Below are 19,269 nucleotides of genomic sequence, written 5' to 3' on the forward strand. Positions count from 1 at the left end.
AAGATTTGATTTTTACGATTGCAAAAATATTTTTGAGAAATAAACATCTTCTAAATCGGCATCTATGGCACTAAAAGTACCATCGGGATTTTGGTCAGCTAAGACATTGATTACAGGATTTCCGGCAATCAGTTTTTCAGAAATCACCTTAAAGTTGGCTTTGTATTCACTTAGCTCGTCTTTTTTTATGCGTTTGGTCCATACTTTGCCTGCAATACCATTCAGGGCTTCGTCTGGGCTACCCTTGAACAAGACTTCGCCTTTGTTAAACACCGCCATGTCGGAGCATAGCTCTTTTACGTCTTCCACGATGTGCGTTGATAATATAACGACCGTATTTTCGCCTAGTTCTGACAGTAAATTCAAAAATCTGTTTCTTTCGGCAGGGTCTAACCCTGCTGTTGGCTCATCTACTATTATGAGTTTAGGATTGGCCAAAAGTGCCTGAGCAATGCCGAAACGTTGCTTCATACCGCCGGAATAGCCACCCAGATTTTTCTTTCTTGCATCCCAAAGGTTGGTTTTTTGCAAAAGAGCTTCCACCACATTTTTCCTTTCAGAGGAATTGGTGATGCCTTTCAAGACCGCTATGTGATTGAGCAGATTTAAAGCACTTACTTTTGGATACACCCCAAACTCCTGTGGCAAATAACCGAGCGTTTTTCTGATTTCGTCTTTTTGGGTCAGTACGTTGATGTCTCCTAAGAATATCTCCCCTGAGTCAGGCTCCTGCAAAGTGGCGATGGTACGCATCAAAGAAGATTTACCGGCACCGTTGGGTCCTAAAAGACCAAACATCCCCTGATTAATCGTAAGATTCACATCTTTGAGGGCATGTACGCCATTGCCATAAGTTTTGTTGAGATTAGTGATTGTTAAATGCATATTTTTAATATTAGGGTAATAGAAATCAAAAGGTATTAGGAATTCTCTGATTCCAAGGCTTCAAAAATAGCCTTAACTTATTCAAATATAAGAAATTATTGATAAAAGGAAGTTTTTGTTGATAATCCACGGAGATTCCATTTTTAATTTATTTTCAATGGTTGTGGAGAAAACTATGTTGAAGAAAATGGCAGTTTCAAAGCTTATAGGAGTCATATTTTTAGGCAAAATTTCAGCTATAACTTCAATTGGTTAGTGTATAATTTGAATTATAAATTCCTAAAGAGATTATGCTACCGTTTACTTCAAAATAATTTTTCTTTGAGATTTGTTTTTCACTGATTTATATTTGCAAGCTTGCTCTTATGATCCCAGCCATGAAAAAATTAAAAGAATTCTTAAAAGTACTAGTACTTTGCTCCATTTTATTTGAGGTTTATGCTCAGGAAGTTACTTTAGATAGTACTGTTAAATTCCCCTTGAATATTTCTACCAGTATTGAAACGTTTCAAGACGCCTCTGGTTCGGTTTCATTGGAAGAAGTCCTAAAAAAATCTTTTTCCAAGCCTAACAAAGACCACTTTGTATTTCCTTATTCTGACAATATTTACTGGGTAAGGGTATCGTTAAAAAATAATACCTTCCATGTTAAGGAATTCTACTTGTTATGGTCCAACCCGCTGGTAGAACAGTTGGATTTTTACATATCGGATAGGGCCGATATGAAGGATTTTAAACATGTAGAACAAAAGATAATTACCAAGGAAAGAGACAAGAAGTTTATCGACCAAGATCCACGATTCATTTTCAAAATAGAGCCGAATCAAACCCGTTATATCTACTTCAAACTTACCAGCAAACGTGGACATTACGGAGAGTTGCGACTACATACACGAGAGTCATTTCAGAAATTCAGGATGGATGATTTCGCAAGCCAGGGTTTTCTTAATGGTTTGATGTTTTTCAGACTTTTTTTGGTGCTGGTTTTGAGTTTTTTTATCATTAAAGATCTATCCTTCAGGCTTTACTCCCTTTATACGCTTCTCAGGACATTTAATTATTGGGGTTATCTCAACATTGCCGGCCCACTTTTTACGGACCAACCTGACATGGCCAAGAAAATTGATTTTCTATGTTATAATTCTGCCACTTTGGGTGCAGGTATATTTTTAATCGCCACTTTTACTGTTCAAAAACTACCCAAAGTTCATTTGTATTTGGTCGGCCTTTTCCTGTTGTTCACGGTATTTTTCAGTTCGGTTATATTTTTCGATTACCAGTGGTATTGGTTGAAAGGTGGCGTGTATACGCTGGTTTTCTCGGCTGGATATTATATTTTGCTTTACATTTTTCTGACAGTTAAAAATGTCGCCTTTGCTAGATATTACAGCATTTTGTTTACTTTCGGTTTACTTAGCTCGTTTTTGCTCAATGTGCGACTATTGGGTTGGATAGAACTCAAACCTATTTATACACTTTCCTATTATTTCTTTCTAGCGGAGTTTGTCTTTTTTGTGATTTTCTTGGGAAGGATTTTCAGAAACACGGAGCGGAATAAGACTTTGACGGAGCGACAACTGAAGTTCAATATTGAGCAAAACAACAAGCTCAAAGAACTCGATAACCTCAAGACTACATTCTTTACGAATATTTCACACGAAATTCGTACTCCACTGACCCTCATTACTGGTCCATTTCAGCAATTGGCCGAAAAATACCCTAGCGACAAGCTGATTCCGCTTATTCAACGCAATACAGATAGACTACTTACGCTCGTCAATCAAATATTGGACATCAGCAAATTGGAGGCTGGGCAAATGAAGCCCGAAATTGCCAATCATAACATTACCGAATACCTCCGTACACTTACAAGTTCTTTCATCTCTCTGGCAGAAAGTCGGAAAATCGATTTTGAAAGGTCCTTCAGTTCTACCGAAACCTATGGCTTTATAGATCGAGACAAGGTAGATAAAATAGTCACGAATTTGCTTAGCAATGCCTTTAAATTTACACCGCAAGGCGGCAAAGTGAGTTTTGAAAAGTATTTTGATGCGTCCAAAAAAAGGATGACCATCGTGATAAGTGATACTGGTATAGGAATTGAATCTGAAAAGTTATCCAAAATATATGACCGATTCTATCAGGCGGATGATGCCCAAAATCGCAGTTTTGAGGGCACAGGCATTGGATTGGCATTGGTAAAGGAGTTGGTTGAGGTTCTAAAAGGTAAAATAACCGTGGAAAGTCAGAAAGATGAAGGAACTACTTTTAGTGTAGAATTGCCCATTGACAGGCTGACATGGAAAGATTTTATTGGGCCGATAAACGAAAATTCATATCAGAATACTGTTTCAAAGCAACAAGTACAGACGCCAACTGAAAATTTTGATTCAGAAAATGATCAGATTCTGCTCATCGTTGACGACAACGAGGATATCAGGAATTACGTGCGGAGTATTTTTGAGATAGATTATAAAATAGTGGAGGCTCGAAACGGAAAAGATGGCGTAGAAAAAGCCATTGAGCAAGTTCCTGACATTATAATCAGTGATTTGATGATGCCCGAAATGGATGGATTGGAGTTTTGTAAGGTCCTCAAAGCTGATGCTCGAACGAGCCATATTCCGATAGTTATGCTAACTGCCAAAGCCAATGTGGAGAGCCGAATTGAGGGTTATGAGCTGGGTGCAGACGATTATGTTATAAAACCCTTCAACAAGAATGAACTTCAGGCCAGGGTTAAAAATCTACTGGATGTTCGTGCCAAACTAAGACAAAAGTATGAAAGTAAGGAACAGCAAGAATCAGCTGAGCCAGATGCAAAAGTGAATGAAGTAGATGGGCGGTTTATTCAAAAGGTAATTGAAATTATTGATGAACATCTCTCAGACTCTCAGTTTGGTATAGATCAACTGGCTGATGAAATGCTCCTAAGCACCACCCAACTACGCCGCAAAATAAAAGTCCTGACCAACCAAACCATTGTGGAGTTTATCCGGAATCATCGCCTACATAAAGCAGCACAATTGCTGAGTCAAAATACCGGCACCATATCAGAGATTGCCTACCAAGTTGGTTTCGACAGTCTGAGTTATTTCTCCAAGGTTTTTCAGGAATCTTATGGGGTTTCGCCTTCGGATTATCGGGTGAGTAATTTGAAGTAGATTCCAAAGAGATTAAGATATTTCGCGATCTTTCTTTAGGTTTTTTATCTTGTTTAAACCTATTAATTTCTGAAATTAGTCGATGTCCATTTAAAACAATGCGAATTGATTTTTGTATTCAAATAGCAGCCTTTGAACAAGAATGAAACAAGCCAGAAGTATAGTTGTACAAACTTTAGTTTAGCTGAAATGAAAGAAATGAATCAAATCTCGTTTCTGTAAAAAGAGTACATTGAATATCGAATTATAAAAAAAATTATTAATTTTATCCTATTCGTCAAATCAAAATCCCTGAGTATTTGTTTCGGTTTCTATCGGAAAAATACGTAGTGATGCAGAACTGAAATGTATATTGAAATTTAAATATCGTGTGAGAAAAGCATGATTTTTAAAATTTAAGCATTTGAATGGAATCAATATTGAGATGACTGGTTTCTTATTTCGCAGATATGGAAACTGGTAAAATTTGCCCTAAAACCCAAAGAATATATAAACCCTATGTTTTTTTGTAAAAAACGAAAAATAACAATTGGATATTTTTTATTGTATTTCACGATCTCGAAATTTTGCCTTGCTCAGGACTTTGTCATTTCCAAAAGCACCAAACTACCTTATGATTTATCGTTAAAAGTTAGTTGGTTTGAAGATGCCACTGCCAAACTTTCTTTTCAAGAAGTAAAAAAACAAACGTTTATAAAACACGAAAAAAAGTCGGTTTTATTGCCATTTTCTAATCAAGCCACCTGGCTGAAAATAGACCTAAAAAATGAAAGTTATCAGGACACAACTTTTTATTTATTCCTTGATAATCAACTTGTCAGAAGGACTACTTTGTATATCAATAATCAAGCCGACAGTTTAGTTTTTGAGCCTTTTAAAGACAAGGGATTTAGTAATTTAAAATATCCTCACTTTCCGATTATACTCAAACCCAAGGAAAGCAAAAGTTATTATTTAAAATTTGAATCTGAAAGAGGTGCCTATTTTAAACTTCAACTTTATGGCTACAAAGATATTGAAGACCTAAATGGCTCATACAAGATACGTTTAGGTGTGATTGTTGGCTTGACTTGGATGATTCTTTTTATTGTCTGCATCATAGGTTTTATGGTGATAAAAGACAGAAAGTCAAGGTCTTATGCGATTTATACTTTAGCTCGTGCATTCAGTTTTTGGGCATCTCTGAATATCTTAGGTAATTTTATCGGAACAGACCCTACAGTTTCTGAAAAGGTCACCTTTGGATTAATGAATATTTATCCAATCATGGGTTCTTTTTTAGCGTTGAATATTCTGCCTTTTGGAAATTTGCCGAGATGGGTAAAGCATACTATTTATGGTTTTATCGTCATCAATCTGTTTTTATTGCTTTTATTGTTTATAGCTTATGGCCCTGTTTTTCTGAAGCTCTTGGTAATACTAAATCTAATTAGCCATTCATTTTTTTACACGCTTTTTATTTACACTTTAATCAAGAAAATAAACCAGTCTCCTTTTTATGCGATTCCTTTTCTATTGGGAAATGTTTCAAATGTCTTGTTAAATTTGAGGGTGTCAGGGATTCTACAATTTGAAAATATCTATGGAATCGCAATTTTTGTTGCACTGACTGAAATAGCTGTTTATGTGTATTACTTAAGTCAAAATTTCAGAGCATCAGTAAAAATACAGGCGGAAAAACTACGAAATTTAGGTTTTGAGGCTGAGAAAGCCGCTAAATTAGAAGAATTGGATAAACTCAAAACTCGTTTTTTTACTAATATTTCGCACGAATTTCGTACACCACTTACGCTTTTGGTGGGTCCAATCGAAGACTTGAAGAAGAAATTTCCGCAAGAAGGCATTATTGATGTAATGCAGAGAAACCTCCAACGGCTGCAAACCCTAATTAATCAACTACTTGACCTTTCCAAATTAGAAGCGGGCGAAATGAAACCAAATCTTCAAGAAGTTGATTTAAATAATTTTTTGAATCAATTAGTGGCTTCTTTTGAATCTTTGGCTCATAGCAAACACATTATTTTTAAGCATTCTCAACCCCATACACCCCACTTTGCTCTTTTCGATACTGATAAATTAGAAAAAATTGTTACGAATTTACTTTCAAATGCTTTCAAGTTTACACCTGAAAATGGCAGAATTGTTATCAAAATAGATTATTCGGATAATCAATTAATTGTACAAATTCAAGATTCTGGTATTGGCATCGAAGAAGCAAGATTGCCTCATATTTTCGACCGTTTTTATCAAGTTGAAGAACATAATAATTATGAAGGAACAGGAATCGGGCTCGCCTTGGTAAAAGAATTAGTTGATTTGCTTCAAGGAACAATTGAAGTGAGCAGCCAAAAAGGTGTTGGAACGAGGTTTGAATTAGTTTTACCTTTTACACCATTAGAAAAACTCTCGAATCCTGTTGTACAATTTGAAAGAAAGGTAAATGTAGATGAATCTTTGATTTCCGCCAATCCGAAAATTGACTCTCCAATTGAAGCCGATGGACAAAGCATCATGCTCATCGTGGAAGATAATCCCGACCTACGAAACTACATAGCCAGTGTTTTTGAAAACCAGTATCAAATCATAATGGCGGTTGATGGTGAAGATGGTTTGTCAAAAGCCCTCGAATTTATACCTGACATCGTGATTTCGGACTTGATGATGCCTAAATTAGATGGCTTGGGTCTATGCGAAAAACTCAAAACCGATGAGCGAACCAGCCATATTCCTGTGGTGATGCTCACTGCAAAAGCCAGCCTATCGGATAGATTAGCTGGACTCGAACATGGGGCAGATGATTATCTTTCAAAGCCTTTCAATAAAGAAGAATTACAGATTAGGGTAAAAAACTTAGTCAGTCAAAGACAACTATTGTTTGATAAATTCTCTGCTAAAACGTTAATTGAAAAGATAGAAGTAACAAAAGAGCCTACAATTGAAGAAATATTTGTAAAGAAATGTCAGTCAGTTATAGATAAATACCTTGACAAAAGCGAGTTTGACGTAGAAAAATTTGCCGATGAAATGAGACTTTCTCCCGTGCAATTACGCCGAAAATTAAAGGCAATTACCGACCAAAACATAACCGAATTTGTAAGGAATTATCGTTTAGAAATTGCAGCAAAATTATTGAAAACGAGCGATTTTTCAGTATCCGAAATTGCCTATAAAGTGGGTTTTGATAGTATGCCGTATTTTTCAAAAGTATTCCAAGAACGATATGGAAAAACAGCGAGCGAGTGGAAAGAATAACGTTTTGTATGTTTTGAGGAAGAAAAAACACAAAACGAGGAAGAGTTTTTAATATTTTTTTTGAGAGGGCAATTGCCCTCTTTTTTTTGTTCAAAATGAGGAATAGAAAGGCGTTTTTGTGATAACACCTGCCAGATGGTTATACACAATTTTGTAGAAAGTTTTAAACAATAAAATTTTTCTACCATGAATAATCAACCCTTAGTGCACGTTGGAGGGCGAAAGAAATTTTGTCCATCAGAAATTATTCTCCTTGAAAGCGACATTAATTATACTCGCTTACACTTTACAGATGGTAGTATGCTTCTTACAGCTACCAACCTTGGCACATTAGAATCTCGCTTTTCCTCCTTCAATTTTTTTCGTCCTAACAGGTCTTGCATAATCAACCTTGATTTTATGACCAACTACGAAGAAGAAACTGGCTCGATAAAAATGGAAAACAATGATACCATTCAGATTTCGAGAAGGAGAGTCAAGCCTTTCATAAACTTTTCGAACAAATACTTCAATCGAATCTGAATAAAAGAACTTTCGTGGTAGAAAGAAAAGAATATGGGGAGAATGAAAACCCTTGATTTCTTCCCTTTTCTTCATTCTTCTACCCATTAAAAAAACTTTCTACCAAAACCTTTCTACCTGTGAAAAAAATTATCCTTTTATCTATCATTTCGACAATCTCGAATTTTGCTTTTGCTCAATTCCCAAATTTGGCTGCTTCGAGCAATTCTCCTGTTTGTAATGGCAATACGCTGATTCTTTCAGCTACACACGATACCCCAGCAGGTGGTACAACAGTGGCTTATAGTTGGACTGGCCCAAATGGTTTTACAAGTTCTACTCAAAACCCACAAAGACCCAATGCCGCCGCCGTTGATGGTACTTATACTGTTACGCTCACCTTATCAGGTACGCAAACGGGTACATTTACTGCCACTACAGCCGTTTTTACGGTTATTACTCCGATAGTTACAATGAAAAGTTATTTACAAGGCGATAATTTGAACGTAAGTAATAATTTTTGTGTAGGAAATAATATGACGCTTGAAGCAACAACCGATTATACTTCGGGAGTTAGCTATTCGTGGACAGGACCCAATGGTTTTTCGAGTACGCTTCAAGCCCCTACTATCTCGAATGTAACTGCTGCCAATGCTGGTAATTATCAAGCTACAATTACCTTTAATAATTCGTCCTGTGTATATGTTTCCAAAAGAAATTATGAGATTACGATTGGCTCACCCAGAGTTAGTATTAGTCAAAATCAAGTTTGTAGCGGTGGAAACGTAACACTCACACCAGTGCTTTCGCCAGCTTCGGCAACAGTAAGTTCTTACTTATGGGAAGGTAACAATGGTTTTACGAGTAATGCCAGTTCGTTGACTATCAATAATTTACAAGAAAGGAAAACATATAAATTGACTGCGGTTTTTGGTGGCGGATGCAGCGGTACTGCGATAGCTTATGCAACCCCACAACCTATGGTGCCTACACCGAGCGTTATTTCTCGTGTTTTTAATTGTAATGTCAATGTAGCGGCTTCGATGCCAAGTACATTTGCTCCAGCCGAATTGACCAATTATAGTTGGACAGGTCCGGGTGGATTTACGAGCAATCAGCTTGCACCACAAGTTACTCAGGCAGGAGATTATACCTTTACAGGTACGATTTCGGGTGCTGGATGCAACGATGTCTTTACCCGTACTGTTACAGTGCCACGCATCCCTTCCACTACAAATCCTATTTTAAGTGTGTCCCTTTTATCTACCACCGAATTTACTGGCGTTCAATCTTCCTTTTGTGATGGTATTGATGTGATTTTAATTGGCACAAATGCTGGCGACCAATTTAATACTATTTCTTATAATTGGACTGGACCCAATGGTTTTAGCAGTGCACTTGCTACGCCTAAGATTCCAAATTTTAGTGCTGCCAAAGCTGGGGTTTATAGTTTAACCATTATAGGTACAGGCAATGCTTGTAGCCCAACTGCTACCGCTACCGCCTCGAATACTCTTTATGTTGGACACAATACTGCACCTTCTTTGACAGGTATCAGTTTTACAAACGTAAACGCACCAGGAACAGCCTTTTGTAGTGGAAGTACGGTTTCGATGACACCAACTTTAAATACAAACTCTAATAATTCTATCGGTACATATTCATGGACAGGACCTAATGGATTTACAAGTACCCAAAGAGTACCGAGAATAAGCAATGTTTCAGCAGCCAACGAGGGAGTTTATAGCGTAACGGCAACATTTACAAATGGTTGTGTAGGCACTGCAACCTCATCGGCAACATTGACGCTATCTACTCAATCTTCATTTAGTGTTACATCAAGACGAATTAAGTTTAATAATGCTACTGGAACATCAAATTGCTTGGGCTCAACGGTTGAACTAATTGCACAAACAGGTGGAAGTATTATCAATAATATTTCATGGACGGGACCAAATGGATTTTCATCAACTGCTCTCAGTCCGCAAATTTTTAATGCTACGGCAGCAAATTCGGGATATTATTATGCCACGATTGATATGGGTGGAGAATGCCCTGCTACCATAACCAGAGCGGGAAACCTTACCTTTTCAAATACTGGTGTTCTTCCTTTCGGGCTCAACCGAGTAAATACCGACCCTACAAGCGATAATCGCTCGATTTGTTTGGGCAATAATATTAAGCTCTTTGCGAGTCCATTGACATCAAGTTATTACCAAGCCACATATTCATGGTCGGGACCCAATGGTTTTACGAGTAATGACATTGCTCCGACCATCAGTAATATTGATGCTTCAAAATTGGGTACTTATTCTTTAAATGTAAATTATACCGATGGCTGTACAGGTTCAGTCGCTGTAACAACAACAATAAATACCAACCCGCCAACTTTTTCAATCGGAACAGTAGGTGGCAGTGCGTTTTGTAATGGTTCTCCTGTTTCATTCGCCCCGACGCTTGCATTAACAAATATTGATACCTATTCATGGACAGGTCCAAATGGCTTTACGAGCAATCAATCGAGGGCAATCATACCGAGTGTTTCTGCGTCAAATATTGGGGTTTATACCTTAACTGTCAATATTGGGGGAAGTTGCCCAGCAACGGTTACAGCTACAACTAACCTTGCTTATGAAACTGCCCCAGCCACTACAACCATAAGATTTACAGAGCAAATCACAAATCTTGCAGGAAGTAATCAATGTGCAGGTTCTAATATTATACTCTCACTTCCTAATTTAGTAACTTCACAAATTACATCTTATTCATGGTCTGGGCCAGGTGGATTTTCGAGTAACCTTGCAAGTCCCGTCGTAACCAATGCACAAGCAGGTACATATTCGGCAACGGTTACATATTTAGCTTGTGGGGTAGTTAGTACAGTAACTGCTACCGCCTCATTAACCAATACCAAAACGGTAACACTTGCAGCCAGAAATCAAGGCGGTGCATCTGCTTCAACCTTTTGCTCAGGAAGTAATATCGAATTATTTATTGCATCTTCCAATCCAGTTTATGCACTGCCAAATTCGTATGGCTGGGCAGGACCTAATGGATTTAGTAGTACAGCAGCAACGCCATTGATAAGCAGTGCTACGAGTGCAAATGGGGGAGTTTATACGCTTACGGTTAATTTTGGGAATCCTTGTGCAGGTACAGTTACGGCTACGATAAATATTACGATTGCCAATTATCAAGCCAATTTATTAGCCCGAAGAGCAGGACAATCCTCTAATGCCTTCACGTTTTGTAGTGGTTCTGCCGTTGAACTCTATTCTTCAAATACGCCAAATAGTGGTACAATCAGTTCATATAATTGGACAGGACCCAATGGATTTAGTAGTACAGCCACGTTGCCTCAAATAGCAAATTTCCAAGCTACTAATGCTGGTACATATAGCCTGACCGTAACTGTAAGTAGTGGTGCTTGTGCAGGAACTTATACAGCTACTTCCAGTTTAACATTTGGCAATCCAATTCATACTTTAACAGCAAATGCACAAACCGTCCAATGTCCTGGTGGAAACATTTCGCTATTTTCACAGGTGAGCGGTCAAAACTATGGAACTGGGACAACCTACAGCTGGACCGGACCCAACGGGTTTTCGAGTACAATTCAAAATCCAGCCTTGACCAACCTTCAATCTGTTAATTCAGGTATTTATACTATTACAATAAATTATCCATTTACTTCTGGTTGTGCGGCATCAGGTACTGTAACAAATACGACAAAATTAGCCATCGGCAATACAGCAGCCAATATTTTGGCAGGACAAGACCAAACGGTCAACGCCAATACCACTTTCCCTTTAAATATTGAATTATTAGGTGGAACATTTCCAATTTCTATGACTTTGAGTAATGGTTCTTCTTATGTTTTCAATAGCTCAAACGGAAATCTTGGGAATGTTTTATCTATTAGTACCTCTCTTGCAAGTTCTCAAACAATTTCGATTTCGAGCATTACGAGTTCGTGCGGAACTGGTTCAGGTACAGGTAGTGCAGCGATTACAGTGAATCAGCCTTGCTCGACATCTACAACAGCACTAAGTCGTATTCAAGGGGCAGGAACTACCTCGACTACCTTTTGTACGGGAACTAATGTAGAATTGTATACATCATTTAATTCAAACCCATCGGGTGTAACGTATTCGTACAACTGGGCTGGACCAAATGGATTCAGTAGTACAAGTGCAACGCCTCTGTTAGCCAATGCCCAAGCGAGCGATTCGGGAACATACACCGTAACCGTTACTTTTGGTGGCTCATGTACGGGTACAGCCTCTTCTACCCGAACCATAACAGTTGCCAATACTGCTCTCAGTATCTATGGAAAAAGAGTTGGCTCACCAACTATTGCCTTTACATTTTGTAATGGTTCTGATATAGATTTAGTTACTACATTTACTCCAACTGCCCCAACCATTAGTTCCTATTCTTGGACAGGTCCGAATGGGTTTAGTAGCACTGCTAACGTGCCACAGATACCTAATTTTCAATCAATTAATAATGGAACATATTCTCTTACCGCAGTTGTAACAGGTGAGTGTGTAGGCACTTATACAGCTACTGTTAATTTAAGCTCAACAAATACGATTACGCCAAGCATCGGTTTAAGCACTCTTTCTGTGCAATGCCCTGGTGGAGCGATAACCTTCTTCCCACAAACTAATACAGGCGATTTTAGCAATGGCACAACCTACTCTTGGTCAGGACCCAATAGCTTTAGTAGTACTGCCAAAAATCCAGTTTTGACCAACCTCCAAGCTGTCAATAGTGGTATTTACACCGTTACGATTGTGCATAGCTCAACGCATGGTTGTGCCAACTATACAGGAACTACCACCTTGACCAAAACATTGAGCATCGGCAATACAGCCGCCAATATTTTGCCTAACCAGAACCAAACGGTGGCTGCCAATACCAATTTCACTTTAAATATTGAAATTTTGGGTGGCACCTTCCCCATGACGCTGAATTTGAGCAATGGTAGTAGTTTTAGTGTTCCTTCCACCATTAGCAATACAGGAAACATTTTCACTGCCAATCTATCAGTTCCTTCTGCTCAAACCATCACGATTTCGAGTATGACCAGTAGCTGCCCAGCAGGTACAAACACAGGAAGTGCGGTCATTTCAATAGGAACACCTTGTCCGCTGAGTTTACCTAATCTTTCGGGTACATTTAATAACGGAGTAACTCAATACAGAGAAGCATCGGGCATTATTACGACCCAAGCAGGTACTGGTGCAATTTTAACGGTCAATAGCGGCGGAAAGCTAACGCTTGATTCAGGCAAATCTATTTTGCTTCAACCTGGTTTTGAGGCAAAAACTGGTTCGGTTTTCAGAGCGTTTATTGATGGCTGTGGGGGAATTACTAATTGAAAATTAATATAAACAAAAACCTTTTGTGGTAGAAAGAATAGAATATGGGGAGAATGATAAACTTTGATTTCTTCCCTTTTCTTCATTCCGCTGCTCATTTTTTTTAAAACTTTCAACCAATGAAAAAAATACCTTTTACTGTCATTTCGACAATATTGAATTTTGTGTTCACCAAGTTTCCTAATTTGGTTGCTTCTAGAAATGCTCCAGTTTGTAACGGGAATACGTTAAGCCTTTCACTAACTCATGATTCCCCCACACTTGGGACTACAGTACAATATAGCTGGAGTGAACTAAATAATTTTACCAGTACAGCCCAAAAACCACAAAGATTCAGTTCTTATGCTTTTGATGATACTCATAGAGCAACACTTACACTATCTGGTACTCAAACAGCTGCTTTCACTGCCACCACAACTGTCCTTAAAACTCCTGTATCTTTTGTTGCATTGAAATGTTGTTTACAAGACTATCATCTGAACATCATTAATGATTTTTGTGCAGGGAATAGCATGTCGCTCGAAGTTCAAACTGATTATACCTCGGGTGTGAACTATTCATGGACAGGACCATATGGGTTTACAAGATCGGAAAGAGTTCCGAAAATAAGCAATATTTCAGCCACAAATGAAGGCTGCATAGAGCTTGATAGCAACCTTCTCAATAGGTTGTATTCGCACAGAAACAACAACTTACCCAAGGTTTTTCATGAAAGTTATGGGGTTTCGCCTTCGGAATATCGGGAACAAGTGACGAAAAAGTAATAATGCGGGATGCGTATCAATGGTCAATATTACTTTAGGTTTACCCTATATGTTTATCCACAAACATCTCAAGTCTCCATAATTAGCCATCTCAGACATTCCTGAAGTTATTTTTATTAAAATTCTGATAACAAGTCCTTTAATGTCTTCTTCAGATAGATGATTCATTATATTCAGTTATCAGAAAATTGCATTTTGTAAGAAATGAGCTAAAGAAAGTAAGAAATGAGCAAAAGCGAAAGCCTAGCGAATGTTTAATTTTGCTCGAACCAAGTCTTAGTTCAAATATTTGATATATAATATTCTTTCGTTTGGATTGGTTTTAGCATTTCAATCTCAGTTCACTATTCTTTTTTTGGTTTAATAATTGAGAATATTGCGGGGTGCAAACTTTAGACTCAGATGTACCGCTGGATAAAAAAAATATTACCTGAAAATAGTTATAAATGTGTATGATGTATATTTGTTTAATGAATTAATTTCTTGTGATAATTTAAAGAAATTTATTTCAGGCCATGAAAACTAAAATTTTACCAAATGTTTCCAAGAGAAATAAATTGTTGCCTAAAACCTTCCTTCATTATAATTACCCTAACCTTAAAATTTTTATAATTATTATGTTAAAATTTGGACAAAGCATTAATGAAAAATCGAGACTATGCAGCTTGATTCTGTTGGTGATAATCTTTTCAATTGGTGCATCCCAAAATGCAAATGCCCAGGCTGATTGCTCAAACCCCATTATTATTTGTGGTAATACCCAAGCTTATAATCCCAGTGGTGTTGGCGAAAAACTTGAGCAACTTGCCTGTGGGGGTATCGAACACAACAGCCTTTGGTTTGCTTTTCAAGCTAAAGCAAACGGTACGCTCAATTTTGTGATTAGACCTACTACGCTTCAAGGGCTACCAACTGTTGTTGACGTTGATTGGAGTTTATATCAATTGGCAGGAGCACCTGGTACTTCAAATTGTAATAATAAAACTCAACTTTCTTGTAATTTTGCAGGGTCTTCTACTGTGTTTGGTATTCCGGGTGCAACCGGAATGGCGACTCCCCCTTATACTGCCGCACAATTTAACTCTGGTATTGATGTCGTAGCAGGTACATGGTATGCTATACATATTGACCAGTTCTCAAATACCACACCGATATTATTGAATGTACAGTTTACGGGTAACCCTGAGAGTACCAATTTAAACTCAACTCCAGGTATTTTCGATAATCGACCGAATTTTACATCGACCCTTGCAAGTGGCTGTAGTGGTACATATAATTTCAGCAGCAGTTCATCTGCAGCGACCTCTGGGATAGCTTCTTATCTTTGGGACTTCGGTGATGGCTCTACTGCAACCACTGCAAATCCGAGCCACTCTTATGTTACAACAGGTACTTACTTTGTTAATTTAACTGTTACAGATAATAATGGTTGCAAAGCCACCATTCGTAAAAAAATTATCTACAACATCACTCCTCCAACAGTAAATGCAGCTTCGATTTTTGTAACATCAGCTTGTTCTAATTCAAATAATGGTGAAATTACTGTTGTAGATGAAGGAACCACTACTCTCGGAGTAACCGGTGGAACAGCCCCATATACATATGAATTAGTGTCACCATCGCCAATGATAAGAGCTGCACAGTCGAGTAATAAATTTACGGGATTACAGCCTGGAGGATATTTTATAAAAGTAACTGATGCATGCGGAAGGTCAGCTGTTAGTACGGTTGTTACAGTAAGTCAAGTAGCAACAAATAGCACCATAGGTTTGGGTATTCAAAATATACAATCTGCATGTTTGGGGAGTCCAACAGGAACTGCAACAATTTTCGCCAACGGTACAGCACCGCCTTATACAATGGCATTGGTGGCGAGTTCTCCAGTAACCATTGGTGCCTTACCAGCGGTTGCGAGAGACCCTATAACAGCGACGTTTTATACCACTTTTGAGAATCTATTACCCGGGTTGTACACAGTAGAAGCCGTAGATGGTTGTGGAAAATCACGAAGAGCAACCTTCACTGTAAGTGTTAGTACAGCACCCACTGCTAATGCTGTTGCCTCCCCATCTTGTGTAGGCTCTGCAACGGGTACTGTAACAGTAACCGCTACTGCTGCCACTGGGTTATCGGCTAATGGTTCACCAGGCACTTTTCAATATGCTTTAATATCTCCTTCGCCTATCCTTAGGTCATTTCAGAACTCATCTGTATTTGAAAATCTACTACCAGGTACTTATACTGTTGCGGTAAGAGATAATTGTAGCAACATTGGTACTACAACGGTAACTGTTGGTACGGCAGTAGCACCCAATTTCGGAACTTCTTTTACTTCGGCATCATGCCCAAATGGAAGTACCGGTACGATTGAAGTACAGAACGGAACAACCGCTGGTGGAGGAAGCCCTTACACTTATGCTCTCATTGCACCATCGCCAGTTACGAGACCAAGCCAAAATGATAATGCTTTTACTAATTTACCGCCAGGCACTTATACAGTCCGATTGACAGACGTCTGCGGAACCAGTGCCAGAACTACCGTTACGGTTGCTGCTTCGTCTGCACCTTCATTTACGACAGCTGTAGGAGCCAGTTGTGCGAATCCTGCCGCTGGAACAATCACTGTTACACCTGGGGCTTCCTCAATTGGGGCATACACATTTGAACTGATTAGCCCAGGTGGAGCTATCCGAGCCACTCAAGGAAGTAATGTTGCCAATACCAACAATAGTATTTTTACAAATCTTAGCCAGGGTTCTTATACTGTCCGAATGACCGATGGTTGTGGAGTTCCTGTCACTGGTACAGCCACCGTGAGTTCACCAACGGCTTTGGTATTTCCGACTGGTTCTGCAGCAGTAGCTTCGTGTTCAACACTTGGGTCAGGGCAAATAACTGTTGCTCAACCTACGACTGGCTTAGCACCATATACATATGAATTAATATCTCCATCACCTATAACGCGAAGTTCTCAAAATAGTAGAATCTTTAACAATTTACCATCTGGCAATTATACAGTCCTTATAACAGATTTTTGTGGTACGCAGGTAGATAATAGTGCTACCCCTATTAATGTGCCTGTTTCAACTGCTCCGACGTTAACAGTAACAAACTCCGCAAGTTGTGCAACAGCTTCGGGGACAATTACTTGTGTTGCTACAACCGCAAATCAGGGTGGAGGTACGTATCAGTTTGCTTTGATTGCCCCTTCGCCTGTTACTCGTCCCAATCAGACTTCTCCAATTTTTACAGGTTTGCCAGCAGGAGCTTATACTGTTCAGATAACAGACCAGTGTGGGCAGACAGGCACCAATACCACAACTATAGCTACTGCCGGAGCATTTACGCCAGCAGCAGGAGGAAGTATTGCGAGATGTGATGGAGGAAGTGGCTACATTGGTCAGCTTATTGTAACAAATCCTCAAAATTTTACATCTGGTGGGCCTATTCCTGTAGGTAGTGGTGGCGGACCGTATACCTATGCTTTGTATGACGCCACCAATACAACTCTCTTAGCTGGGCCTCAGGCCAGTAACGTTTTTTCTAATATTACTCCAGTGGCTGGCACTCCTACTCATACTATTCGAGTCACTGATGTTTGTGGAAATACAAGTACAACAACTGGGACAATAAATAACCCCTCTGCAATTACAACTGCTACCATTAGTGCAACTACCGCATCTTGCTCAAGTAGTAATACAGGTGTTATAAAAGTGACAGTTCAATCTGGTGGTGGTTTACCTCCGTTCAGATATAGTTTGATTGATGCCGTAACATCGGCAGTAGTAATGGCTCCACAAACTAGTACCACTTTCACCAATGTACCTGATAACGCCACTGGTTATTTAGTCAGGACAACCGATGATTGTGGCAACGCTGTTACGAGCTCTACTCCTCTACTTTTCCCTGCAGCTACTGCACCAACAGGTTCTGTAGTAACTACACCCTCATGTGTTTCTTCATCAACAGGAAGAATAGTTGTTACTCCTAGTGCGGGTGCAACATTTGCTGGAGGTACATTTAGCTATGCTCTTTATAATGCAGCAAATACAGTACTGGTAAGAGTCACCCAAGCCAGCCCTGTTTTTAATAATTTAGCAGCTGGAACTTATACTGTTAGAATAACGGACCAATGTGGAGCTTTGGGCACAGTTGAGGCCATTATAGATAATTCCGTACCTGCTCTAACGGCAACTGGGAGTATTTCCCCTACATGTAGCGGCGGCTCATCAGGAGTTATTGCAGCATCTGCTTCAGGAGGTTCATTACCTCGAACTTTTTCAATAGTATTACAGTCATCGGGTGCTATTATAGCAGGACCTCAGACAGATAGTGTGTTTGCGGGTCTCGCAGCTAATACTTATATCGTTAGAGTAACTGATGCCTGCGGAACAATTTCCAATTCTGCGAATTTGGTTGTAGGAGACCTCACATCTACTCCAACCCTATCTACAACCACAGCACTTGATTGTGATGGAGGGTCTGTATTGAGTGGCTATGGTGGTGGTGGAAGTGGCGGACCCTATACCTATGGACTTTGCACAGGAACTGCCTGTAATTCATTTGGGACTTTTTCAACTGCAAGTACATTCACGATACCATCAAGTGGAACTTATCGAGTCGCGGTTCGAGACAGATGTGGGCTACAAACGAGTTCGCCTGATGTAGTAATAAATATACCTACAAAGGCCGTTATTACTGGTGTAACCAAAAGTAATACTTGTGGTGCAACTAATATTACTGTAGCGGCTACCAATGTTCCAAATACGCCTTATTATAGTTTAGATGGTGGAAACTTTACCACTACAATCGGTAGCGTTCCCGTAGGGAATCATACTATTAGGGTGTCAAATTTTAATGCAGGAACCTTTGAGTGTGCAAGTGATGCTTTTGCATTTACGGTAAGTTCTACACCATCAAATCCGACAGGCACAAGCAATGTAAGTATATGTAATGGTGCAACTGCTTCATTAACAGCTGCTTGTGCCAATAGTTCGGTGGTTTGGTACAATGCAAGTTTGGTGGCCATTCCATTTACTGGCTCACCTTATGTAACACCAAATCTCACATCACCAACAACTTATAATGTTCGATGCGAAGATGGGGCTTGTCGAAGTGGATTTGTGACGGTTAATGTTACAATTAATAATCCACCAACTGCCCAGATTATAGGCACTACGAATTTGTCATGTTCTGTAACTTCGGTAACCAGAACCGCCTCAGGAGGTACAAGCTACCAATGGTCAGGACCAAATTCGTACTCGGCCAATACAGCAATGGCAACTATCACTACAGCTGGCACTTTCACCGTAACAG

The 19,269-nt window shown here is 39.1% G+C and carries 7 protein-coding genes; 6 read left to right on the forward strand and 1 reads right to left on the reverse strand.

Annotation, left to right across the window (positions count from 1 at the left end; all coding sequences use genetic code 11):
• Window positions 1-12: 12 nt before the first annotated feature.
• Window positions 13-885, reverse strand: coding sequence for an ABC transporter ATP-binding protein (locus EGI31_RS06930; protein ID WP_255036465.1), 873 nt, complete (start codon window positions 883-885; stop codon window positions 13-15).
• 377 nt (window positions 886-1,262) lie between these two features.
• On the opposite strand from EGI31_RS06930, the gene EGI31_RS06935 reads away from it, so the two are divergent.
• The 6 genes from EGI31_RS06935 to EGI31_RS06960 form a co-directional block, all read left to right on the forward strand.
• Complete coding sequence (locus EGI31_RS06935; protein ID WP_255036466.1) at window positions 1,263-4,049, forward strand: response regulator; 2,787 nt, start codon at window positions 1,263-1,265, stop codon at window positions 4,047-4,049.
• Window positions 4,050-4,547: 498 nt separating this feature from the next.
• Entirely contained in the window at window positions 4,548-7,301 is a 2,754-nt protein-coding gene (locus EGI31_RS06940; protein ID WP_255036467.1) for an ATP-binding protein, read from the forward strand.
• A gap of 186 nt (window positions 7,302-7,487) precedes the next feature.
• A complete protein-coding gene (locus tag EGI31_RS06945; protein WP_255036468.1) occupies window positions 7,488-7,823 on the forward strand; it encodes a LytR/AlgR family response regulator transcription factor in 336 nt (111 codons plus the stop codon).
• A 119-nt stretch (window positions 7,824-7,942) separates the two neighbouring features.
• Window positions 7,943-13,189: a beta strand repeat-containing protein gene (locus tag EGI31_RS06950; protein ID WP_255036469.1), complete on the forward strand. Its 5,247-nt coding sequence runs from the start codon at window positions 7,943-7,945 to the stop codon at window positions 13,187-13,189.
• A gap of 119 nt (window positions 13,190-13,308) precedes the next feature.
• Window positions 13,309-13,953: a hypothetical protein gene (locus EGI31_RS06955; protein WP_255036471.1), complete on the forward strand. Its 645-nt coding sequence runs from the start codon at window positions 13,309-13,311 to the stop codon at window positions 13,951-13,953.
• 617 nt (window positions 13,954-14,570) lie between these two features.
• The coding region (locus EGI31_RS06960) for a PKD domain-containing protein (protein WP_255036472.1) at window positions 14,571-19,269 on the forward strand (4,699 nt) is incomplete at its 3' end.

The organism is Lacihabitans soyangensis (assembly GCF_024343775.1).
GTDB classification, from domain to species: Bacteria; Bacteroidota; Bacteroidia; order Cytophagales; family Spirosomataceae; genus Leadbetterella; species Leadbetterella soyangensis.